Raw genomic sequence first — 22,012 nt, forward strand, 5'->3', positions numbered from 1 at the left:
TAGCCCCCAACATCGCGGATGATGTCTGACCAACGTCTTCCATCACTGCCGCGAAACAGGAAGGATACCGCGCATGTTTGCTCGTTTCAGCAACGCCCGCAAGCCGATGGCTCGCTTTTTTGCTTTCACCGCTCTGCTTTGGCTTGCTGCATGCGACGTCACGCTTGCGCCCGACGCCAATGTGGGCCGTCAGATTGATACCGGCGACCCCATTGAAGTCGCTTTGCTGGTTCCGGGTGGTTCTGCGCAGTCAACGGACAATCAGTTGGCTCAGAACTTCGAGAACGCAGCCCGCCTTGCAATTGCTGATCTCGACGGTGCAACCGTTGACTTGCGCGTCTACAACACCGCAGGCGGAAATCCTGAACAGGCAGCGATAGCGGCAACACAGGCCGTCAACGAAGGCGCAAAAATCATCATTGGTCCGCTTTACGGTGAGGCCGCAAATGCCGCTGGCGTGGCCATTGCAGGCCGAGATGTGAATGTGCTGGCATTCTCAAACAATCGCGCATTTGCAGGCGGGAATATCTTTATCCTTGGCTCGACTTTTGACAATACGGCCGCACGCCTTGTGCAATTTGGCACGCGCCAGGGCGTGAGCCGCTACATGGTTGTGCATGGTGACGATCTGCCCGGGCGTGTTGGGCGTGATGCTATTACAACGGCTGTACAGGGTAATGGCGGTGAGGTTGTAGGCGTCGAAAGCTATCCGCTGTCGCAGCAAGGCATCTTCACATCCACCCGCCGGATTGTATCGAATGTGCGCCGTTCGGGGGCACAGGCCGTTTTCACGACGGCGGGGGCAAATGCGGATTTGCCGATCATCGCAACAGCCCTGCCCGATGCCGGTATGGACACCGACCGCAGCCGTTTCATCGGGCTGACCCGTTGGGATACGCTACCGCAACTGGCCGCCCTGCCTGGGCTTGAAGGTGGGCTCTTTGCCCTTCCTGATCCGGGGACAGCCGCCCTTTTCGCCAATCGCTATGCTGCGACATATGGGGATACACCGCATCCTCTGGCAGGACTGGCCTATGATGGCATTGCGGCAATCGGCGCGTTGGCTGCCGCAGGCAACACCGAAGCACTGACCAAATCCGCACTCACCCAACCGCAGGGGTTTCGTGGTACATCGGGCGTGTTTCGCCTGCTGCCAAATGGCCTCAACCAACGCGGGTTGGCTGTTGCCACCATTCAAAACAATCAGGTTGTGATCCTTGAACAAGCCCCAAGAAGCTTTGGTGGCCCCGGCCTCTGACCCGACTTCACCGCTAGACGACGGTGCGCCGGACGGTTTGATCTGTCCGGCGTCTGCTATTTTTGATGCCGACGTGGTGATCGCACAGATCGATACCGCCGTTGTAGAGGCAACGTCCGAAAAGGCCATTCGCGCGGCAACCGTGGGTGCGCTCGCTGCCGCACGTTCCGCGGGCATGCTGCAGATCGCCACGGCTTTCCGCGCGCAACCATTTGCGTCACGCCCCACAACACGTGCGTATAGCTGGCTGACCGATCAAATCGTCAAAACGGTTCTGAAAGTTGCGACCGACCGCTTGCACCCGCTACCAAACCCCACTGAAAGTGAGCGGCTTTCGCTGATTGCGGTGGGCGGCTACGGGCGCGGAGAAATGGCCCCGCAATCAGACGTCGATTTGTTGTTCCTGACGCCCTACAAGATCACGCCCTGGGCTGAGAGTGTGATCGAGTCGATGCTCTACATGCTGTGGGACCTCAAGCTAAAGGTTGGCCACGCCAGCCGTACCGTCAAAGACTGCCTTCGGCTGGCCAGGGAAGATTATACGATCCGCACCTCGCTGGTAGAGTATCGGCATTTAGCGGGAGATGCCGCGCTCGCGACAGAACTGGGTGACCGGCTTTGGTCAGAGCTGTTCAAATCTACCGCGAGCGATTTCATCGAAGCAAAACTGGAAGAACGCGCGACCCGCCACCGCAAACAGGGCGGGCAGCGTTATGTGGTTGAACCCAACGTCAAAGAGGGCAAAGGCGGGTTGCGCGACCTGCAATCGCTTTTCTGGATCAGCAAATACGTCAATGGCGTCAAAGATGCGGCTGAACTGGTCAACCTCGGGGTCTTTGCGTCGGAAGAATTCGAAACCTTTGTCACAGCCGAGGATTTCCTTTGGGCGGTGCGCTGTCACTTGCATCTTATTGCTGGTTAGCCGACCGACCAGTTGACGTTCGATATGCAGGTCGAAGTGGCGTCGGCGATGGGGTATCTTGATCACGGCGGCAGGCGCGGGGTCGAGCATTTCATGCAGGCCTATTTCCGGCAGGCGACTCACGTCGGAGAGTTGACACGTATTTTTCTGACGGCACTGGAAGCAAGCCACACCAAACAAGAACCTATGCTGGCGCGGTTGCTGAAGCGGCGCAAGAAGGCCAAACCGCCCTACGCCATCAAACAGAACCGGCTCACCGTCGCAAACGAAAAGGCGTTTCTGGCTGACAAACTGAATATCCTTCGCCTGTTTGAAGAGGCGCTGCGCACTGGCACGCTGTTACACCCCGACGCGATGCGCCTGATCTCGGCAAATCTCGACCAGATTGATGCCGATATGCGCGACGACAAGGAGGCACGCCGCATCTTCCTTGATCTGCTGCTCAAGCACGGCAATCCCGAACGGGCTTTGCGGCGGATGAATGAACTGGGCGTCTTAGCCGCGTTCATTCCTGAATTCGCACCGATTGTCGCGATGATGCAATTCAATATGTACCACCACTTCACAGTGGACGAACATACGATTCAATGCATCAGCACGCTTGCCCAGATCGAGCGCAATGAGTTGATTGAGGAACTGCCAGTCGTGTCTGGCATTCTGGAGCGTGGCGTGAATCGCAAGGTCCTTTATGTGGCGCTACTGCTGCATGACATTGGCAAAGGGCGCGACGAAGATCACTCTGTCCTTGGTGCACAGATCGCGCGCAAGGTTGCGCCACGACTGGGGCTGAACAAGAAGGAGTGCGAGACGGTAGAATGGCTGATCCGCTATCATCTGCTACTCTCCGATGTGGCCCAGAAGCGCGATATCTCTGAACCCCGCACCGTGCGCGGTTTTGCCAAGGCCGTGAAATCTGTCGAACGGTTGGATTTGCTGACCGCGCTGACCGTCTGCGATATTCGCGGGGTTGGGCCAGGGACATGGAACAACTGGAAGGCGGTCCTAATCCGCAACCTCTACAAGGCCACAAAATCCGCGTTGGAGACCGGTCTGGAAGACCTCAACCGTGAAACCCGCGAGGCCGAGGCCAAGCGTGCCTTACGTACGGCACTATCCGATTGGGACAACAAGACGCTGAAAGCCGAAATCGGGCGACACTATGGGCCTTATTGGCAAGGCCTTCCACTGGCGGCGCAGACGGTCTTTGCAACACTTCTGCGCGATATTGCTGATGACGAGATCAAAATCGACCTGATGTTGGACGAAGACCGCGATGCGACGCGGGCCTGCTTCGCCATGGTCGATCATCCGGGGCTTTTCAGTCGTATGACGGGCGCACTGGCATTGGTGGGGGCAAACGTGGTGGATGCGCGCACTTATACGTCTAACGACGGTTATGCTACCGCCGTATTCTGGGTTCAGGACAATGACGGCAACCCATATGAAGCTGCGCGCCTACCGCGCCTGCGCCAAATGATTGAGCGGACCTTGCGGGGCGAAGTCGTTGCGAAAGATGCACTCAAAGACAAAGACAAGATCAAGAAACGCGAACGCGCCTTCAAGGTTCCAACAAATATCAGCTTCGACAATGAAGGGTCAGAAATCTATACGATTATCGAGGTCGATACCCGCGACCGTCCCGGACTTCTCTACGATTTGACACGAACACTTGCACATAATCACGTCTACATCGCCTCAGCCGTCATTGCGACTTATGGGGAACAGGTCGTCGATACATTCTATGTAAAAGACATTGTCGGATTGAAGTATCACTCCGAGGCCAAACGTGCCGGGCTAGAACGCAAACTGCGCGCAGCGATTGCACAGGGTGCAGAACGCGCGGTGTCAGGATGAAGGTCCGCAATTTTTAAAAAAATTGGGCCAGAGTTTTCCAAAACTCTGGGGTGCAACGCATGAAACCCATCCGATTGATGGCAGGCTTCTTCACGGTCGGCATCTGGACACTGCTAAGCCGCATAATGGGCTTTGTGCGCGATATCATGATTGCAGCGTTTCTTGGCACCGGACCCGTGGCCGAAGCCTTTCTGATCGCCTTTTCCCTGCCGAACCTGTTTCGACGGTTCTTTGCCGAAGGCGCATTCAACATGGCTTTCGTGCCTATGTTTTCCAAGAAAGTCGAAGGCGGCGATAACCCACACCGTTTTGCGCAAGATGCCTTCGTCGGCCTTGGCGGCATCCTGACCGTTTTCACCGTGCTTGGCATCATCTTCATGCTAGGCCCTCGTAACGCTGATGGCCAGCGGTTTTCTCGGAACCGAGCGTTTTGATCTGGCTGTATATTATGGGCGCATCGCTTTCCCCTATATCTTGTTCATTTCGCTAACCGCACTGTTGTCTGGCGTGTTAAATGCCACCGGCCGCTTTACGGCAGCAGCAGCAGCGCCGATCCTTTTGAACGTCGTCTTTGTTGCTACGCTGGCGATTTTTGGCGTGACCTGTGACTGCACCGGGTCGGAAGGACAGAACATCATCGGTCAATCGCTGGCATTTGCTGTACCGCTGGCAGGTATCGCTCAATTGGCTGTTGTCTGGTTCGCGGCAAATAGGGCCGGATATGCTTTGCGCGTCGGCATGCCGAAGATGACACCTGAGTTGAAACGGCTCGCCATTATCGCAGCCCCCGCAGCCCTTGCAGGTGGCGTGGTACAGATCAACTTGTTGGTGGGCAGGCAGGTCGCCAGTTTCTTTGATGGCGCTGTCGCTTGGTTAAGCTATGCGGACAGGCTTTATCAATTGCCTTTGGGTGTTGTGGGTATTGCGATTGGTGTCGTGCTCTTGCCTGACCTGTCGCGACGTTTACGCGCGGGCGATGACGCTGGCGGGAGGGACGCGTTCAATCGCGCTTCCGAGATCAGCCTTGCGCTGACCGTCCCGGCCTCGGTCGCCCTGCTTACAATCCCGCTGCCACTGGTCAGCGTGCTGTTCGAACGGGGTGCCTTTACCAGCGACGATACAGCAGCTACGGCGTTGGCTGTTGCTATCTATGGGTTGGGCCTACCTGCATTTGTGCTGCAAAAGACGCTCCAGCCGCTGTTCTTTGCCCGTGAGGACACAAAACGCCCCTTTTACTACGCACTGATTGCGATGGTGTTGAACGCCGCTCTGGCGATTGGTCTAGCCCCTGTCATTGGCTTTGCAGCGGCGGCAATCGGAACTTCGCTAACAGGCTGGGCAATGGTGCTACTTTTGATACGTGGGACACGCACCATGGGCGATGCGGGCAAGTTCGATGGCCGGTTCAAGCGCCGTCTGGGCCGGATTGTTCTCGCCTCGGGCAGTATGGGGTGCATCCTAGTGCTGACCTCAACAACGATGACGCCGTTCTTTGGTCCTGGCATTCAGCGCTATCTGGCATTGCTCGTATTGATCGCGATTGGCATCGTCAGCTATTTTGGGATCGGCCATTTGATCGGCGCTTTTAAACTCTCCGAATTTCGGCGCAACTTGCGTGGTTAGGATCGCTGCCTCATCCGCGCAACAAGTCCACTCCATCCGCCAGGTGCCAGGATCACGGCCAGCAGGAAACCAGTAAGGAATCCCGTTAGCTCCGATATCCACTGGTTATTGCCGCCGAAAATCAGTCCGAAAATCAGCTGCAACATCAACAAAAACCCGATCAGTCGAAACGCCATAATCTGGTTGTCACCCGCCTCACCCAATCGCAGCCATAACGCATAGGTATAGGCACCAATTAGTCCGTAAACCGGCGTGAACGCACCTATCAGAGGGTAACGGCTGTCGATCAGCAGGCCAAAAACAACAGCACCAGCAACGCTGGTTGCGACGTAAAGAAACACCACTTTAAGTGATCCGTAGTACTCTGCAGTGAATTTGCCCAGTGCCAGAACCAGCGCTGCGCAAAAGGCAACCTGCGTCAGCTGGCCATTGATGAAGGTGTAGGTCACAAAGCGCTTGAGCATATCAAATGAATAGTCCGCGTTGACCAGCACACGATCCAGAACAACTGGTGAGTAGCCATATTGCTCGATTGCGGCGATGCGCCATCCAACTCCGCGCGGCCCGCCAATGATCCCGTAGTTTGCCAATTGGAAGACGGCTTCGATCCCAACGATCAAAAGCGCCAACATAATCACCACCGGGGGCAAAGCATTGAACGGGCTTTCAGGCTTCATCTGGGTCTCGCTGGGCAGTTGACGTTGACGGGTCGCTCGGACATGGGTATGCGACCCCTGCCCCGAAATCCACCCCGGACATTGCACCATGACCCAGACATCTTTTACTCCGCGCGTTTTCTCCGGGATCAAACCCTCGGGTGGGCTGACGCTTGGGAACTATCTGGGCGCGATCAAGCGCTTTGTCGGCATGCAGGGTCAGATGGAGACGGTCTATTGCGTCGTTGATATGCACGCGATCACCGTGTGGCAGGACCCAAAAGAGCTGGCCAATATGACGCGCGAGGTCGCCGCCGGATATCTGGCTGCGGGTTTGGATCCAACGCAGTCGATCTTGTTCAATCAAAGTCAGGTCGCGGCACATGCCGAGCTTGGGTGGATCTTCAACTGTGTCGCGCGTGTCGGCTGGATGAACCGGATGACGCAGTTCAAAGACAAAGCAGGTAGCAACGCCGAGAAAGTGTCGCTGGGCCTTTACGCTTACCCTGCACTGATGGCCGCTGATATTTTGTTGTACCACGCAACGCACGTCCCTGTGGGCGACGACCAGAAACAGCATGTAGAACTGACGCGCGATATTGCGGCAAAGTTCAATCATGACTTCAAGACCGATTTCTTCCCGCTGACTGAACCAGTCATCGAAGGCCCTGCGATGCGCATCATGAACCTGCGTGACGGCACAAAGAAGATGTCCAAGTCCGGCGAAAGTGACATGGAGCGCATCAACATGACCGATGATGCCGACAAGATCGCCAAGAAGTTCAAAAAGGCCAAGACTGACCCAGAACCGCTGCCCGAAACCATCGACGGCCTTTCGGGCCGCCCCGAGGCGCGCAATCTTGTCGATATCTACGCCGCTTTGGCAGATTTGACGCCCGAGGCAGTAGTCGCAGAGTACCCCGGCGCGCAGTGGGGGAAATTCAAACCGGCCTTGGCTGATCTGGCTGTTGCCAAGCTTGCACCTATCTCGGATGAGATGGCGCGTTTCATGGCGGACCCGGCAGAGATTGACCGCATCTTGGGTCAGGGTGCTGAAAAAGCGCGAGCGATTGCGAACCCTATCCTACGCGACACTTACGATATCGTAGGCATGCTCCGCTCCTGAGCTTTATGTGAACTATTGCACACAGCCCATGCGCTGATCTGTGTTGTGTGCGCCTTTTTGATTTGCCACCTTCAGGGCACAATCGTGAAAGGCTAGATCATGTCCGCAACACCATCCCCACGCGTTGGCCATGTCCATTTGCGCGTGTCCGATCTTGACCAGTCTATCGCATTCTATGCGGACATTCTGGGGTTCGTGGTCACACAACGCTATGGCACCAGCGCGGCCTTTCTGGCTGCTGGTGACTACCATCACCACATCGGACTGAACACATGGGAAAGCCTTGGTGCTACACCGCCACCCGCCGGTCACACGGGGCTTTATCATTCCGCATTTCTTTATCCCGACAGGCAGTCCTTGGCGAAAGCCATGGCACGCGTCGTTGCCGCCGGTATCCCGTTCGATGGTGCTGCTGACCATGGTGTGAGCGAAGCTGTTTATCTACGCGATCCGGATGAAAACGGGGTTGAGCTTTACGTCGACAAACCAATGACCGCTTGGCCACGCAGTGAAGATGGTAAGCTGCAAATGGTCAATGACCGCCTTGATATTGCGGCCCTGCTTGCCCTCGCCCAGGAACCGTCACAAATCTGAATCCCGCAAATGGAATCATTGTTGCGCGCGGCATAGATTCGCTCTGCCTGCCCGCCTAGGTGGTCCACGTCCCACTCGTCACCTTGGCATACTTCGGCGCCCGATGTTCCCCGGCATCGGGCGCCACTCCTGCTTTACCTTGCCGATTGTCGCGCCTAGTGTCAGCCCGAAAGGGAGGGCGTATTATGGCCACCGGCACAAACATCCGCACATATTTTGAAGGCACTTGGCACCAAGGCGATGTGCCCGTTATGCGCGCGGCTGACCACGGCTCATGGTTGGGAACCACCGTGTTTGATGGTGCGCGGTTTGTGAACGGGCTGATGCCGGATCTTGACCTGCACTGCGCCCGCGTTAACCGATCTGCCGAGGCGCTGATGATCACACCCACCGTCAGCACCGAAGACATGATAGCGATCACCAAAGACGGTCTGGCGAAGTACAGCCAAGGTGCCGCCGTCTATATTCGCCCGATGTACTGGGCTATTCATGGTGACCCCACCGCAATTGTGCCCAGCGTAGAAGAGACTGGCTTTGCCATCTGCCTTGAAGAAATTCCCTTTGCACCGGAAACCGCGTCGACGACCTTGGCTCTGACAAAGTTCCGCCGCCCTGTGATTGATGACGCCGTCGTAAACGCCAAGGCAGGGTGCCTGTATCCCAACAACGCCCGGATGCTCGCGGAAGTCCGCGGCCGCGGGTTTGGAAACGCATTGGTCGCCGACGCGATGGGAAACGTGGCCGAAACTGCCACTGCCAACGTGTTTATGGTCAAAGACGGCGAGGTATTCACCCCAATTCCAAACGGCACATTCCTGTCGGGTATCACCCGTGCGCGTCATATCACCAACCTCCGGTCGGAGGGCGTCACCGTCCATGAAACAGTTCTGACGTTCGATGATTTCCGCAACGCAGATGAAGTGTTCCTTTCGGGCAATATGTCCAAAGTCACGCCGGTGACAGCCTTTGAAGATCGCCAGTATCAGGTCGGCCCCGTCACAAGACAGACGCGCGAGTTGTATTGGGATTGGGCCGCAAGCAACGCCTGACCACTGGACCCAACAAACGCGACAATCTGTCGTTGCCACTGTTCCGATGATACGCCACACTTAACCCAAATTGGGGAGACCGATATGCGTAAATTCATGGTCGTTTTGGATGATAGCCGCGAATGCCTGAATGCCATGCGCTTTGCTGCGATGCGGGCATCGCATACAGGTGGCGGCGTTGCTGTTCTTTCCATTATTCCGCCGGATGAGTTTAACCACTGGATCGGCGTAGGTGAAATCATGCGCGCCGAGGCGCGCGAGCGGATCGAAGTGCATTATGAGGTTTTCGCCAAGTGGATGCGCGACAAGCAAAACGTCGATCCAGAGCTAATCATTCGTGAAGGCGAACCCCTGAATGAGATTATCGCCCATGTGAATGAAGACCCTGAAATTGGTGTGCTGGTGTTAGGCGCTGGCGATGACAGCAAAGGACCGGGCCCGTTGGTCACACAACTCAGCAAGCAATCGGGCAGCCTGCCGATTCCGATCACCATTGTACCGGGCGATTTGTCCAAAGAACGGCTCGAAGCGATCACCTAATGGATCGCACTGCAGCGATGGCGATTGCAGCCGCAGTTCCCGTTCTTGCCGCAGCGTTTTACCTTCTCACAAGACTGTTGCCACCATTCTGGGGGTACGGTGCTGCGCTGGCGTTTTACTGGGTCTGTGTCCTGATCCCGCTCATCTTGTGGCGCGGCACATGGCGGCATATGAAATTGCGGCCTGTTCTGCCAAGATCATGGCTCACGTTTCTAAACATTGGCATGATTGCTTAGGCGTCGCAATCACCGCCCTCTTTGCGTTACTGGCGCACCCAATTCCGCTTTGGGTCGGTGGGGTCATTGCGCTGGGCGCATTGATGAATGGCACCCTGGAAGAGGTGTTCTGGCGCGGCACCGTCCTACTTGATGACGCCACACCAGCCCAACAAATCGGCCAACTTGGGCTCTTTACCGGTTGGCATGTTGCCTTGCTCTTCGCGACTGGTGTGGTGGTGACGGGTGGGGCCGCAGGTGTCTTGGGTGGTGCGGCAATTGGCGGCGCACTCTGGACATTGGCACGCGTGCAAACTGGCAGCATCGGTTTCGGCGCGATATGTCATGTTGCACTTAATCTAGTTGCCTTCACTGAATTGGCGACACACAACCTGTGATAGCTGCTACCGACTAGTTTAGAATCATTCCAAACCCTTGACTCTCGCCTATCCAGACCGCATATTTAAAGCCTGACAAAAAAGGTTTGCCCCATGTTCATCCAGACTGAATCAACACCAAACCCTGCAACGCTCAAGTTTCTGCCCGGTCAGAACGTTCTGGAGGTTGGTACGGCAGATTTCCCAAACGTGGAAGCGGCTGAAGTTTCGCCTCTTGCAACGCGCATCTTTGGTGCAGGCGGCGTGACCGGCGTGTTCTTCGGTATCGACTTTGTCACGGTAACAAAGGCCGATGATGTCGAATGGGACCACATCAAGCCAGGTATCCTTGGCGCGATCATGGAGCATTATCAATCCGGTCAATCTGTGATGGCAGAGGACCATAAACCGGCCAGTGGTCACGCAGAACACACTGGCGAAGACGGCGAGATCGTGGGCCAGATCAAAGAACTGCTTGATACACGTGTTCGCCCGGCCGTAGCCCAGGACGGTGGCGACATCACGTTCCACGGGTTCGAGCGTGGTATCGTTTATCTACACATGCAGGGTGCCTGTGCCGGGTGCCCATCTTCGACCCTGACCTTGAAAATGGGGATCGAGAACCTGTTGCGCCACTACATCCCAGAGGTGGTCGAGGTACGGCCCGTTGCAGCCTAGCCCAATCGTCTTGGCATTTGATACGTCGGCGGCGCATTGCGCCGCCGCTTTGCTATTGGGCGACAGGGTTGTGACCCGGGTAGATGAAATGGCCAAAGGCCAAGCCGAACACTTGATGCCAATGCTGGAAGCGATGCTGGCAAACGAAACCCTGACATGGGCCGACCTTGACGGCATTGGCGTTGGCGTCGGCCCAGGCAATTTCACCGGCATTCGGATTTCTTTGTCAGCGGCGCGTGGCTTGGCCCTTGGACTGGACAAGCCCGCGATCGGTGTAAACGGGTTTGAGGTGCGCGCTTTTGGTGAGGCGCTGCCATTTACGGCGACAATTCCCGCGCCGCGTGATCAGTCCTACATTCAAGAGTTTCGCGCAGACGGCATATCCGATCCGACGCAACGGCCTGAACCCGCCGGGCAGCAAAAGCCAGCAACCGATTTGATTGTGGCGGTTGCGCGCATCGCTGCATCTCGCCTTGGTGATGATGTACCGCGCCCTGCCCCGCTTTACATCCGCAGTGCCGACGCAGCCCCCCCGCGTGACCCGGCACCTGTTCTGCTATCATGACCCCCGAGGCATTGGCGGAGCTGCATGGCGCTGCCTTTAGTGCAACGCGCGCCTGGTCAGCAGCAGAGTTTGCTGATCTGTTGTCGCACGGGCAAACGACGGCTGTCGGCAACGCGGATTGCTTTGTCCTTGTTCGCACAGTTCTGGATGAAGCCGAGATTCTAACCGTCGCGACCCGCCCTGCGAAGCGACGGCAGGGTCTTGCACGCAAGAGACTGGATGATGCGGAAGCTCTGGCAAAGTCGCAAGGTGCGGAAGCCGTTTTCCTTGAAGTGGCAGAGGACAATATGGCGGCAATTCGCCTTTACAGCACATCAGGATATGGCCAAATCGGCAGGCGGCCGGGTTACTATCTGCCCAAAGATGGGGCGCCTATCGCCGCATTGGTCCTGCGCAAGCCACTGACCACAACCTAACCCGGCGTTCGCCTGTGGATAACACTGTGTTTTGGATCAAATCCGGCTATTTATACCCAAAAAGCAGTTGATCTTCCCCGCGAGGCAAGGCCTTATCAATTGATGACCGGCATCAGATCGGCTCAGCCTTTAACTGAGGGGGTGCGTCGCGCCCGTAAAAGACCTCGCGTAACGACCTGGGAGAAATAAAATGACACCTATGCACAAATTCCTCGGCGCATCTGCTGCGCTGGCTTTGACCGCCGGTACTGCTGTTGCAGATCCCGCCATCCTGTTCGACCTTGGCGGCAAGTTCGACAAGTCTTTCAACGAAAGCGCCTACAACGGGGCCGAGCGTTGGGCCTCTGAGACTGGCGGCTCTTACGCCGAAGTTGAGATCCAGTCCGACGCACAGCGCGAGCAAGCGATCCGTCGCTTCGCTGAATCCGGCGCGAACCCGATTGTCATGGCTGGTTTCTCCTGGGCGACACCATTGGCCGAAGTAGCGGCTGACTACCCGGGCACCAAATTCGCTATCATCGACATGGTTGTCGAAGCGCCAAATGTCCGCTCAGTTGTCTTCAACGAGCATGAGGGATCCTACCTCGTCGGCATGATGGCCGCGATGGCATCTGAGAGCGACACCGTATCCTTCGTTGGCGGTATGGATATCCCATTGATCCGCAAGTTCGCCTGTGGCTATGCGCAGGGCGTTAAGGCCGTGAGCCCCGATGCGACTGTCATCGCTAACATGACAGGCACAACACCTGCTGCTTGGAACGACCCGGTAAAGGGCTCTGAGCTGACACTGGCACAGATCAGCCAGGGTTCTGACGTGGTCTTTGCTGCGGCTGGCGGCACAGGCGTTGGTGTTCTGCAAACAGCAGCAGACGAAGATATCCTGTCCATCGGCGTGGACGCCAACCAGAACTACCTGCACCCCGGCGAGGTTCTGACCTCCATGATGAAGCGCGTGGACAACGCGGTGTATGAGGCGATGTCACAGGGCGAAGATCTTGAAGTTGGTTTCAACGTCATGGGCGTTGCAAACGAAGGCGTGGGCTACGCGCTTGACGAATTCAACGCAGAGCTTGTGTCGGACGAAATGAAAGCATCGGTCGACGCAGCGGCCGCTGAAATGGCCGCAGGCAGCTTGGTGGTCCACGACTACACATCTGACGAAACCTGCCCAGCGCTCGACTTCTAAGGCGACGCTTAGGCCAACTGATAGAGGGCCGCGCTGAGAAATCCGCGCGGCCTTTTGTATGCAAAGGAACAGGTGCCCCAATGCCCGACACAGCCCCCGCCATTGAGTTGAAAGGAATATCCAAAGCCTTTGGCCCTGTTCAAGCGAACAAAGATATTTCCATTCGCGTCATGCCCGGCACAATCCACGGGGTCATTGGCGAGAACGGTGTAAGCAAATCGACACTGATGTCTATTTTGTACGGGTTTTATAAGGCTGACGCGGGTGAAATCTTCATCTCGGGTCAGAAAACGGTCATTCCAGATAGCCAGGCCGCCATTGCGGCAGGCATCGGCATGGTGTTTCAGCACTTCAAGCTGGTCGAGAACTTCACGGTGCTCGAAAACGTCGTTCTTGGCGCAGAAGACAGCGGTCTATTGCGCCCTTCTTTGGCACGTGCGCGCCGCGAGCTGAAAAGCCTTGCAGAGGAATACGAGCTGAACGTGGATCCTGATGCGGTGATCCAGGATGTTGGTGTGGGGATGCAGCAGCGTGTCGAAATCCTCAAAGCGCTTTACCGCAAAGCCGATATCCTGATTCTGGACGAACCCACCGGCGTTTTGACACCTGCCGAGGCTGACCACTTGTTCCGCATTCTTGAGAACCTCAAGCGCGAGGGTAAAACCATTATCCTGATCACGCATAAACTGCGCGAGATCATGGAAATCACCGATACGGTCAGCGTCATGCGCCGCGGCGAGATGACTGCGACGGTGAAAACATCAGACACCAGTCCAGCCGAGCTGGCCGAGCTTATGGTAGGGCGTAAGGTTCTATTGCGTGTCGATAAGGCCCCCGCCCAGATCGGCAAGAAAATTCTCGAAGTCAAAGACTTAAACGTCACCGACAGTAAGGGCGTGCATCGCCTGAAAGGCGTCAGTTTTGACGTCCACGCTGGCGAAATTCTTGGCATTGCCGGGGTGGCGGGCAATGGCCAATCAGAGTTGTTGGAAGTCTTGGGCGGCTATGAAAAGGCCACCGGCTCGGTCAAACTGAATGGCGAAGAGATCGACCTGACGGGTGCAAAGTCAGATGGCCAAAGCCGCCGTGCACGCGGGATCAGCCATGTACCAGAGGACAGGCAGCGCGAAGGTTTGATCATGGATTTCCAAGCGTGGGAAAACACCGCCTTCGGCTATCATCATGACAACCGCTACCAGCGCTCAAAGCTGCTGATGAACAACGCGGCGATCCGCCAGGACACGGCTGAAAAGATGGAGCGCTTTGACGTCCGCCCCCCTGATCCAAGCCTTGCCGCCAAGAGCTTTTCCGGCGGCAACCAGCAGAAGATCGTGCTGGCGCGCGAGATCGAACGCAACCCTGATTTGCTGCTGGTTGGTCAACCGACACGCGGCGTTGATATCGGTGCGATCGAGTTTATTCACCAGCAAATTGTTGCACTTAGGGATCAGGGCAAGGCAATTTTGCTTGTTTCTGTCGAGTTGGAAGAGATTTTATCGCTCTCGGACCGCATCGCCGTTATGTTTGACGGAAAAATGATGGGCGAGCGGATGCCTGATAAAACAGATGAAAAAGAACTCGGACTGCTAATGGCGGGCATGAGCGGGGAGGCAGCGTAATGGATGTGATGCCAAAGTGGGCGGATGTCATCCTGATCCCTCTGATCTCGATCCTGCTGGCCGCAATCCTGTCTGCCTTGGTGATCCTTGCCATCGGTGAAAACCCTTGGGAAGCCCTCAAACTGATGGTCAGTGGCGCTTTGGGGTCCACTTATGGCTGGGGCTATACGCTCTATTACGCAACGAACTTCATCTTCACCGGTCTCGCTGTTTCCATCGCGTTTCATGCACGGTTGTTCAACATCGGTGGCGAAGGCCAGGCGCTGATCGGTGGCCTTGGCGTTGCAATCATCTGCCTCTTCATTCCTTGGCCGCATTGGTCATTGGCCTTGTTGGGTGCAGCCATTGGTGCCGCAATTTTTGGTGCGGCATGGGCCGCGATCCCTGCATTCCTGCAAGCCAAGCGCGGCAGCCACATCGTGATCACCACGATTATGTTCAACTTCATCGCAGCGGCAGTCCTCAACTACTTCCTGATCGGCGCGTTGAAGGCGCCCGGTATGGAGCCTGCGACCGCGAAGTTCCCCGAAGCGACACACCTGCCGTCCTTTCAGGATATGTTCAATTTCGGCGAAACCACATTCTTTCGTGGTGCGCCCGCCAACATCACATTTTTCGTCGCGCTCGCAGCTTGCGTGTTCCTCTGGGCCCTGATCTGGAAAACACGTCTTGGCTATGAAATCCGGTCCTTCGGGCATTCGGAATCGGCTGCAAAATACGCGGGCATCAGCCCGACAAAAATTATCATGGTTGCCATGCTTATCTCAGGCGCTCTTGCTTAAGCATGATGGCCATCAACAACGTACAGGGCGAGGCCGAACGGCTGGTCCTGAACGCAGTGGAGGGGGCGGGCTTTATCGGCATCGCCGTCGCACTGATGGGGCGCAGCCACCCTTTCGGAGTGTTGCTGGCCGCCCTTCTTTTCGGCTTTCTATATCAAGGCGGCGCAGAACTCGCCCTATGGACGTCGATCCCCCGTGAGCTGATTATCGTAATACAGGCATTGGTAATCCTCTTCACGGGCGCACTGGACAATATGGTGCGCATGCCGCTCGAGCGGCTATTCCTATCAATGAGGAGAGCAAAAAATGGCAGGACCGTTTAAAGTGGGTGTCGAAGATGACACCGGCGCAGATCTGGGCTTTGTGCTCAGCTGTCTCGCACTAGGCATGATCACGATGGAAGAACTGCACCAATGGGTGCACCATGTGATCGACCATACCCCCACAGCCGAAGTACCGCCGCATCTTGTGGCGCTTTTGGCGCTGCAAAAACCAACGAGCGTGCTGATGCCCGCCGAAAACGTGATGTCCCGGGTCCCCCATGACCCATTCATCACGGATGAGCGGTTTGACGCGATGCTGGGCTTGCAGTTCTTCTTGCGCAATGATCGCACGCAGGCTGTGGATATCACCCAGGAAGAGGCCGAAGCGGCCCTTAATGCCAATCCAGAGGTTGCGGATCGCTTCTTTGCACTCTTCCCATTCCTGATGGAGAAAGCCGCCTAAATGGACTTCGCGACCCTCTTGCAGATGCTGGACGCAACACTGCGTCTGGCGACCCCGCTTCTTCTGGCTTGTCTGGCAGGCCTGTATTCCGAGCGGGCCGGTATCTTTGATATCGGGCTAGAGGGCAAGATGTTGGCAGCCGCCTTCCTTTCCGCAGCCGTCGCCGCCGTTTCCGGCAACGTTTGGCTCGGGCTTTTCGCGGGTATTGGCGCGTCGATGATGCTGTCAGCAGTGCATGGGCTGGCGTCAATCACTTTCCGGGGTAACCAGCTGATCTCGGGTGTGGCAATCAACTTTTTGGCGGCAGGTTTGACCGTTGTCATCGCGCAAAGCTGGTTCGCCCAAGGCGGGCGGACACCGCAATTGACAGGTGACGCCCGTTTCAACCCGATTGATCTGCCCTTCGCTGAGGCGCTGCAAAATGTGCCCATCCTTGGACCAATCTACTACGAACTCATTTCCGGGCACACGATCCTTGTCTATGTCGCCCTTTTGATGGTGCCCCTGACATGGTGGATCCTGTTCCGCACCCGCTTTGGCCTGCGCCTGCGCGCGGTCGGTGAAAACCCGGCTGCCGTTGATACGGCGGGCGTGTCGGTCATTTGGCTGCGCTTTGCCGCCGTGGGCATTTGCGGCATCCTTTGCGGCATCGCCGGGGCCTACCTCGCGACAGCCCTGCAAGCTGGTTTCGTCAAGGACATGAGCGCAGGACGCGGCTTTATCGCCCTCGCCGCCCTGATATTCGCCAAATGGCGGCCATGGTACGCGCTTTATGCCTGCCTGCTCTTTGGCTTTCTGCAGGCAATGTCACTGCGTCCAGATGTGATTGAAGGTGTCGTTGGCTTCCAGGTGAATGGTCAGTTCCTTGACGTACTGCCCTATATCCTGACAGTCGTTATTCTGGCTGGTTTCGTCGGCAAGGCGATCCCGCCACGCGCCGGGGGCGAGCCTTATGTCAAAGAACGCTAAAGAGCTCGCCGCGCAGATTGAGGCGATAGCGGGCGAAGCACCTGTTCAAATCGGTCTAATCCTTGGATCAGGCCTTGGGCACATCGCCAAAGAGGTTGATGGTGTGGCAATCCCATACAGTGATCTGCCCGGTTTTCCGCACGCGGGTGTATCGGGACATAACCCCAATCTCGTCATTGGTGATCTCGAAGGCGTGCGTGTTGCCGTCTTTGGTGGCCGCGCGCACTACTATGAAAGCGGGCGTGGCGACGCGATGCGCCTCCCCCTCGAAGTACTCAAAGAACTCGGCGCAGATACAATGATCGCAACCAACGCGGCCGGGTCCATGCGGACCGATATGCCAACCGGGTCGATCATGTGTCTGTCAGATCATATTAACTTCTCAGGCCTGAACCCTCTGATTGGTGAGCCGACAGATGCGCGTTTTGTGCCGATGAAAGACGCATACGACCCGGAGGTCCGCGCCGGGCTTCGCGCAGCCGCAGATGCTGCCAAGGTTGAAATGGCAGACGGCGTCTACGCTTGGTACTCCGGTCCGTCGTTTGAAACCCCGGCGGAGATCAAAGCTATCGCGATGCTGGGCGCGGATGCCGTCGGCATGTCCACGGTCCCCGAAGTCATCGTCGCCCGTTTCCTCGGCCTCAAGACTGCCGCAATCTCGACCATCACCAACATGGCGGCGGGCATGAGCGTTGAATCAATCAGCCATGAACACACCAAAGCCATGGCGCCCATCGGGGCCGCCAAACTTGAGAAAGTATTGCGCGGATATCTGCGCGGGATTTATTAAGTCCAAATTGCGCGCACCGATAAGTCCACGTGGCGGAATTGCTGCGTTTGCATTATAATTTTCATCACATCATTTGACATGAAGGCCGGATAGGTTTTTGGTGCACGACACGGCACAAGCGCCCGGATTTAGTTCATGCAGATTTACCTTCCCATCGCCGAAGTCTCGGTGAACATCTTCCTTTTGTTGGGATTAGGCGGAATCGTGGGCGTTTTGTCGGGGATGTTCGGCGTTGGTGGCGGCTTTCTGATGACACCGCTTTTGTTCTTTATTGGCATTCCCCCGGCAGTCGCGGTTGCAACGGAAGCAAACCAGATCGTGGCGTCGTCCTTCTCTGGCGTTCTGGCGCATCTGAAGCGAAAGACCGTGGACCTGAGGATGGGCACCGTCCTTTTGATCGGTGGTCTGATCGGCTCGGGCCTTGGTATCCTGCTCTTTAACTATCTCAAATCACTGGGACAGGTCGAACTGCTGGTTCAGCTTTGTTATGTGGTTTTCCTTGGTATGATCGGCTCTTTGATGTTCGTCGAGAGCCTCAAGGCGATCCGTAACGCCTCTAAAACCGGCGGCGCGGTGCCCGAACGACGCAAGCACAACTGGGTGCATAACCTACCCTTCAAGATGAAGTTCCGGGTCTCTGGTCTTTATATCTCGGTCATCCCGCCAGTGATGGTCGGCATTCTTGTTGGCGTTCTGGCGGCAATCATGGGTGTCGGCGGCGGTTTCATCATGGTGCCTGCAATGATCTATCTGTTGGGCATGCCAACGAAAGTTGTTGTTGGCACGTCGCTTTTCCAGATCATCTTCGTGACCGCCTTCACCACCATGTTGCACGCGACCACCAACTTCACGGTTGATGTGGTTCTCGCGGTCCTGCTGCTTGTGGGCGGCGTCATCGGGGCACAGATCGGCACACGTATCGGGGTAAGAATGAAAGCCGAAGAACTGCGCATCTGGCTGGCCATCATGGTGCTTGCCGTCTGCGGAAAGCTGGCCTTCGACTTGCTGGTCATGCCGACAGAGCTCTACTCGCTCGGCGCGGGAGGCCACTCATGATCCGCCTCATTGCGCTCTTCGTGTTGCTGGCGATGCCTGCCAAAGCGGAGGAAATCGTCCTTGGTCTGAGCCGTGATCAAGTCTCGATTACAGCAACCTTTGAAGGGTCCGAAATCTTGATCTTTGGCGCGATCAAACGCGAGGGCCCGGTGCAAGCCGAAGGCGACCTAGGCGTAATCGTCACGGTTGCCGGACCGGACCGCCCCGTCACAGTGCGTAAGAAGGACCGCCGTCTTGGGATCTGGGTGAACACCGAATCCGTAGATGTAGATGTCGCCCCCACCTTCTACGCCGTCGCGACAAACCGTCCGCTGGAAGAGATCCTGACATTCACCGAAGACCTCAATACCCGCATCAGCACGCAACGGGCGATCCGTTCGGTTGGAGCAACGGTCGATAGCGCCCAAAGCTTTACCGATGCGCTGATCCGCATTCGCGAGGGTCAGGGGCTTTATCAGACCTTGCCAACCGGGGTGTCCGTGGAAGAGGAGACATTGTTCCGCACATTGATCCCGCTGCCTGCAAACCTGACAGAGGGCGACTACAAGGCAGAGATTTACCTGACCCGAGGGCGTGAGATCGTTGATTTCTATGTCACAGATATTCCTGTTCAAAAGGTCGGACTCGAGCGCTGGCTCTACAACCTCGCGCACGACAACCCATTTCTGTACGGCCTGATGTCACTTTCGATCGCCATTGCCGCCGGTTGGGGCGCATCCGCAGCGTTCAGCCTGCTCCGCCGTTAGCCGCGGCCGATATGCGGCATCTTTGTGGCCATCACCATCATCGACTGGACATTCGCCTCTGGCGGCAAGGTGGCCATGTGAAACACTGATCGCGCGACATCCTCAACTGCCATGCTGGGCAACGGGTTCAGCCCTTGTGCCGCGCGGGTTTTTTCAAGGTTAATCACAAGGTCCGTGCGCGCATTGCCGATATCAATCTGACCGCAGGCAATATCAAACGCCCTGCCATCCAGAGATAGCGTTTTGGTCAACCCGCTGACGCCATGTTTGGTTGTCGTATAACAAACGGAACCTTCCCTCGGCGTGAAGGCTGAAATGGATCCGTTGTTAATGATCCGACCCCCTTGTGGTGTCTGCGCGCGCATTTGGCGAAAGGCCGCGCGGGCACACAGAAACATGCCCGTCAGATTCACCTCAACGACTTGCGTCCAGTCATCCAGAGCGACTTCATCAATTGTCGTCTGCGGGCCGAACATGCCCGCGTTATTGAAGAGCACATCCAGATGCCCAAATTCAGCAAATGCCACGTCGACCGCACCTTCACTGGTCACATCACAAGGCATTGATACCGCATTCTCATGGGTCACCTCCGCCAGCGTATCGGCACGCCGCGCAATCAACCCAACGCGCCATCCCTGACCAAGAAAATGCTCTGCCGTCACCCGGCCAATTCCGCTACTGGCCCCTGTAATAATGATTGATTTCATATCTCTTCGCTCTTCAATTCCAGCGGGGCCGCAGGGACCTCCAGATCATCAACGCGTAACGCGCCTTGGGGACGCGCCAACCGGTTTCTAACAACCCAGCGCAGCTGCGTTTCCGCTCGCGTAATCGCGACATAGGCCAAGCGCTTCCAAAGCGGTTGACCCGCTTCAACCCGCCCCATGCGCGACGCGGCATAGATATCAGGCGCAAAGACCTGCACCGTGTCCCATTGTGACCCTTGCGCCTTATGGATCGTCACGGCAGCGCCGTGCAGAAAGGTCGCCCCCATCCGCGCAGCAAAGGGTATGAACGGCTCTTCATCGCCTTCCTGCTCAATCTTCACGATACTCGCGGCACTGACCTGTGGGTCCTCTGCCCCCATCACGTGCAAGCGCGAAAACCCCGGCTTGCGCCCCGGCCCAAGGTAGATGACCTGCGCGCCTTTGATGAGGCCACGCGCTTCGAGGTCGAGACGCTTCTTGCGGTGCTTGAGCGGCAGTTCGATCCCGTCACAAATCAGCGGCTCGCCCGCCAGTAACTCATCCCCCGGCGCGCCAAAGGCGGCGCGGAAAGCATGGATAAGACGAATACGTGTCGCGTTACGCCAGACCAAACACGGTGAGCGGGCCATCAGATCGGCCTCGACACGCTGGGCCATCACAACACGCTCATCGTCTTTTGCGGCCTCTTCGACCATCCGCTCAAATCCGTGGAAATCCAGTTGCGGATCAGCCAGCGCATGAGCCAAATCAAGGATCGGGTTGTCTGCGTCTTGCCGGTGAATGCGGTTGAGCGTCAAGACCCGTGGCGCAGGCAAGGTTTCGAACACCATGCCGCCACTGGACTGCACAGGCGGCAACTGCGCCGGGTCTCCAAAAAGCAAAAGTGTCGGGAAAATCTCTTTCAGATCCTCAAACTGCTTTTCATCCAACATCGAGCTTTCGTCGACAAAGCCAATATCCAGCGGTTCTTCGCGACGTTTCCATCCGGTGATGAAATCGCTGCCGCGCAATCCTGCTGCCGCCAACGCCGCGGGAACCGATTTATTCGCCTGATAAGAGGCAAAGGCGCGGTCCAGAGCAATCTCTGTCAGCCCGTCAATCTCTGGCTTTTCGCCCTGCCCGGCCAGCCATTCAGCGACCTTTTCATATTCAGGGTCATAAACAGGCGTGTAAAGAATCCGGTGGATTGTCGTCGCAGGGACACCATGGTTGCGCAGCACACTTGCGGCTTTGTTGGTTGGCGCCAGGATCGCCAAGGTCCGCCGGTCCTTGCGTTTGCGCCCCTCCCAGTCACCGGAAATGACATCGACACCCGCCTCATCAAGTGCGTGATAGAGCTTGGCCAGCAGCATTGTCTTGCCTGATCCGGCCTTGCCGATTACAGCCATCACCGATGTGGTGTCAGACCGCGGCGGTTGCAGCAGGCTATCATCAAGATCAATACCGGACTGGCGCAAAGCAACCGTGACATTGTCCCAGGCTTCGGCCTGATCGTCAGAGAATGTGATGGAAGGCGCGTTCATGTCTGCGACTGTATCTGGACAGTTCAGGTGCTGCT

19 protein-coding genes and 3 pseudogenes are annotated in these 22,012 nt (G+C 56.7%); 19 read left to right on the forward strand and 3 right to left on the reverse strand.

The window, feature by feature from the left end; all coding sequences use genetic code 11:
• Positions 1–73 precede the first annotated feature (73 nt).
• The 3 genes and pseudogenes from QTO30_RS09900 (at position 74) to murJ (ending at position 5,657) form a co-directional block, all read left to right on the forward strand.
• Positions 74–1,258 (forward strand): penicillin-binding protein activator, encoded by a 1,185-nt coding sequence (locus QTO30_RS09900; protein WP_340423987.1) that lies wholly within the window; start codon positions 74–76, stop codon positions 1,256–1,258.
• Positions 1,239–4,034 (forward strand): annotated as a pseudogene (locus QTO30_RS09905) ([protein-PII] uridylyltransferase). The gene QTO30_RS09900 and the pseudogene QTO30_RS09905 overlap by 20 nt, the downstream one beginning before the upstream one ends.
• Before the next feature lie 59 nt (positions 4,035–4,093).
• Positions 4,094–5,657: pseudogene (gene murJ, locus QTO30_RS09910) on the forward strand (murein biosynthesis integral membrane protein MurJ).
• On the opposite strand, the gene QTO30_RS09915 reads toward murJ, so the two are convergent.
• Positions 5,654–6,334, reverse strand: a complete 681-nt coding sequence (locus tag QTO30_RS09915; protein ID WP_340423988.1) for a rhomboid family intramembrane serine protease — start codon at positions 6,332–6,334, stop codon at positions 5,654–5,656. The pseudogene murJ and the gene QTO30_RS09915 sit on opposite strands and share 4 nt — an antisense overlap.
• Before the next feature lie 88 nt (positions 6,335–6,422).
• On the opposite strand from QTO30_RS09915, the gene trpS reads away from it, so the two are divergent.
• From trpS to QTO30_RS09995, 16 genes and pseudogenes are all read left to right on the forward strand, one after another.
• Complete coding sequence (gene trpS / locus QTO30_RS09920) at positions 6,423–7,439, forward strand: tryptophan--tRNA ligase (protein ID WP_340423989.1); 1,017 nt, start codon at positions 6,423–6,425, stop codon at positions 7,437–7,439.
• A 99-nt stretch (positions 7,440–7,538) separates the two neighbouring features.
• Positions 7,539–8,033, forward strand: a complete 495-nt coding sequence (locus QTO30_RS09925; protein ID WP_340423990.1) for a VOC family protein — start codon at positions 7,539–7,541, stop codon at positions 8,031–8,033.
• 185 nt (positions 8,034–8,218) lie between these two features.
• Positions 8,219–9,082 carry a branched-chain amino acid aminotransferase gene (locus QTO30_RS09930; RefSeq protein ID WP_340423991.1) on the forward strand — a complete coding sequence of 288 codons (864 nt, stop codon included), beginning with the start codon at positions 8,219–8,221 and terminating at the stop codon, positions 9,080–9,082.
• Positions 9,083–9,166: 84 nt separating this feature from the next.
• On the forward strand, positions 9,167–9,622 hold the full coding sequence (locus tag QTO30_RS09935; protein ID WP_340423992.1) for a universal stress protein: 456 nt from the start codon (positions 9,167–9,169) through the stop codon (positions 9,620–9,622).
• A 160-nt stretch (positions 9,623–9,782) separates the two neighbouring features.
• On the forward strand, positions 9,783–10,235 hold the full coding sequence (locus QTO30_RS09940; protein ID WP_340423993.1) for a CPBP family glutamic-type intramembrane protease: 453 nt from the start codon (positions 9,783–9,785) through the stop codon (positions 10,233–10,235).
• 93 nt (positions 10,236–10,328) lie between these two features.
• Positions 10,329–10,892 carry a NifU family protein gene (locus QTO30_RS09945; protein ID WP_340423994.1) on the forward strand — a complete coding sequence of 188 codons (564 nt, stop codon included), beginning with the start codon at positions 10,329–10,331 and terminating at the stop codon, positions 10,890–10,892.
• A complete protein-coding gene (tsaB, locus tag QTO30_RS09950) occupies positions 10,882–11,457 on the forward strand; it encodes a tRNA (adenosine(37)-N6)-threonylcarbamoyltransferase complex dimerization subunit type 1 TsaB (protein WP_340423995.1) in 576 nt (191 codons plus the stop codon). The genes QTO30_RS09945 and tsaB overlap by 11 nt, the downstream gene beginning before the upstream one ends.
• Complete coding sequence (locus QTO30_RS09955) at positions 11,454–11,873, forward strand: GNAT family N-acetyltransferase (RefSeq protein ID WP_340423996.1); 420 nt, start codon at positions 11,454–11,456, stop codon at positions 11,871–11,873. The genes tsaB and QTO30_RS09955 overlap by 4 nt, the downstream gene beginning before the upstream one ends.
• A gap of 190 nt (positions 11,874–12,063) precedes the next feature.
• Positions 12,064–13,059, forward strand: a complete 996-nt coding sequence (locus QTO30_RS09960; protein WP_340423997.1) for a BMP family lipoprotein — start codon at positions 12,064–12,066, stop codon at positions 13,057–13,059.
• Positions 13,060–13,139: 80 nt separating this feature from the next.
• Complete coding sequence (locus tag QTO30_RS09965; protein WP_340423998.1) at positions 13,140–14,678, forward strand: ABC transporter ATP-binding protein; 1,539 nt, start codon at positions 13,140–13,142, stop codon at positions 14,676–14,678.
• Positions 14,678–15,783: pseudogene (locus QTO30_RS09970) on the forward strand (ABC transporter permease). The gene QTO30_RS09965 and the pseudogene QTO30_RS09970 overlap by 1 nt, the downstream one beginning before the upstream one ends.
• Positions 15,767–16,186, forward strand: a complete 420-nt coding sequence (locus tag QTO30_RS09975; RefSeq protein WP_340423999.1) for a hypothetical protein — start codon at positions 15,767–15,769, stop codon at positions 16,184–16,186. Before QTO30_RS09970 ends, QTO30_RS09975 begins: the two are co-directional and overlap by 17 nt.
• Entirely contained in the window at positions 16,187–17,155 is a 969-nt protein-coding gene (locus QTO30_RS09980) for an ABC transporter permease (protein ID WP_340424000.1), read from the forward strand.
• Entirely contained in the window at positions 17,139–17,945 is an 807-nt protein-coding gene (locus QTO30_RS09985) for a purine-nucleoside phosphorylase (protein ID WP_340424001.1), read from the forward strand. The genes QTO30_RS09980 and QTO30_RS09985 overlap by 17 nt, the downstream gene beginning before the upstream one ends.
• Before the next feature lie 135 nt (positions 17,946–18,080).
• Positions 18,081–19,001: a sulfite exporter TauE/SafE family protein gene (locus QTO30_RS09990; RefSeq protein WP_340424002.1), complete on the forward strand. Its 921-nt coding sequence runs from the start codon at positions 18,081–18,083 to the stop codon at positions 18,999–19,001.
• Positions 18,998–19,747 (forward strand): TIGR02186 family protein, encoded by a 750-nt coding sequence (locus tag QTO30_RS09995; protein WP_340424003.1) that lies wholly within the window; start codon positions 18,998–19,000, stop codon positions 19,745–19,747. The genes QTO30_RS09990 and QTO30_RS09995 overlap by 4 nt, the downstream gene beginning before the upstream one ends.
• Here the strand turns inward: QTO30_RS09995 and QTO30_RS10000 are convergent.
• Positions 19,744–20,454, reverse strand: coding sequence for an SDR family oxidoreductase (locus QTO30_RS10000; protein ID WP_340424004.1), 711 nt, complete (start codon positions 20,452–20,454; stop codon positions 19,744–19,746). The two genes, QTO30_RS09995 and QTO30_RS10000, sit on opposite strands and share 4 nt — an antisense overlap.
• The gene (locus QTO30_RS10005) at positions 20,451–21,977 is read right to left on the reverse strand and encodes an ATP-dependent DNA helicase (RefSeq protein ID WP_340424005.1); all 1,527 of its coding nucleotides are present in this window, start codon (positions 21,975–21,977) and stop codon (positions 20,451–20,453) included. The genes QTO30_RS10000 and QTO30_RS10005 overlap by 4 nt, the downstream gene beginning before the upstream one ends.
• Positions 21,978–22,012: the final 35 nt, after the last annotated feature.

The sequence above is a fragment of the Yoonia sp. GPGPB17 genome (assembly GCF_037892195.1).
Classification (GTDB): Bacteria; Pseudomonadota; Alphaproteobacteria; order Rhodobacterales; family Rhodobacteraceae; genus Yoonia.

Coding starts and splice junctions, on each gene's coding strand:
- QTO30_RS09900 (WP_340423987.1), top strand. CDS start 74: ATGTTTGCTCGTTTCAGCAACGCCCGCAAGCCGATGGCTCGCTTTTTT.
- QTO30_RS09915 (WP_340423988.1), bottom strand. CDS start 6,334: ATGAAGCCTGAAAGCCCGTTCAATGCTTTGCCCCCGGTGGTGATTATG.
- trpS (WP_340423989.1), top strand. CDS start 6,423: ATGACCCAGACATCTTTTACTCCGCGCGTTTTCTCCGGGATCAAACCC.
- QTO30_RS09925 (WP_340423990.1), top strand. CDS start 7,539: ATGTCCGCAACACCATCCCCACGCGTTGGCCATGTCCATTTGCGCGTG.
- QTO30_RS09930 (WP_340423991.1), top strand. CDS start 8,219: ATGGCCACCGGCACAAACATCCGCACATATTTTGAAGGCACTTGGCAC.
- QTO30_RS09935 (WP_340423992.1), top strand. CDS start 9,167: ATGCGTAAATTCATGGTCGTTTTGGATGATAGCCGCGAATGCCTGAAT.
- QTO30_RS09940 (WP_340423993.1), top strand. CDS start 9,783: ATGGCGGCATATGAAATTGCGGCCTGTTCTGCCAAGATCATGGCTCAC.
- QTO30_RS09945 (WP_340423994.1), top strand. CDS start 10,329: ATGTTCATCCAGACTGAATCAACACCAAACCCTGCAACGCTCAAGTTT.
- QTO30_RS09955 (WP_340423996.1), top strand. CDS start 11,454: ATGACCCCCGAGGCATTGGCGGAGCTGCATGGCGCTGCCTTTAGTGCA.
- QTO30_RS09960 (WP_340423997.1), top strand. CDS start 12,064: ATGACACCTATGCACAAATTCCTCGGCGCATCTGCTGCGCTGGCTTTG.
- QTO30_RS09965 (WP_340423998.1), top strand. CDS start 13,140: ATGCCCGACACAGCCCCCGCCATTGAGTTGAAAGGAATATCCAAAGCC.
- QTO30_RS09975 (WP_340423999.1), top strand. CDS start 15,767: ATGGCAGGACCGTTTAAAGTGGGTGTCGAAGATGACACCGGCGCAGAT.
- QTO30_RS09980 (WP_340424000.1), top strand. CDS start 16,187: ATGGACTTCGCGACCCTCTTGCAGATGCTGGACGCAACACTGCGTCTG.
- QTO30_RS09985 (WP_340424001.1), top strand. CDS start 17,139: ATGTCAAAGAACGCTAAAGAGCTCGCCGCGCAGATTGAGGCGATAGCG.
- QTO30_RS09990 (WP_340424002.1), top strand. CDS start 18,081: ATGCAGATTTACCTTCCCATCGCCGAAGTCTCGGTGAACATCTTCCTT.
- QTO30_RS09995 (WP_340424003.1), top strand. CDS start 18,998: ATGATCCGCCTCATTGCGCTCTTCGTGTTGCTGGCGATGCCTGCCAAA.
- QTO30_RS10000 (WP_340424004.1), bottom strand. CDS start 20,454: ATGAAATCAATCATTATTACAGGGGCCAGTAGCGGAATTGGCCGGGTG.
- QTO30_RS10005 (WP_340424005.1), bottom strand. CDS start 21,977: ATGAACGCGCCTTCCATCACATTCTCTGACGATCAGGCCGAAGCCTGG.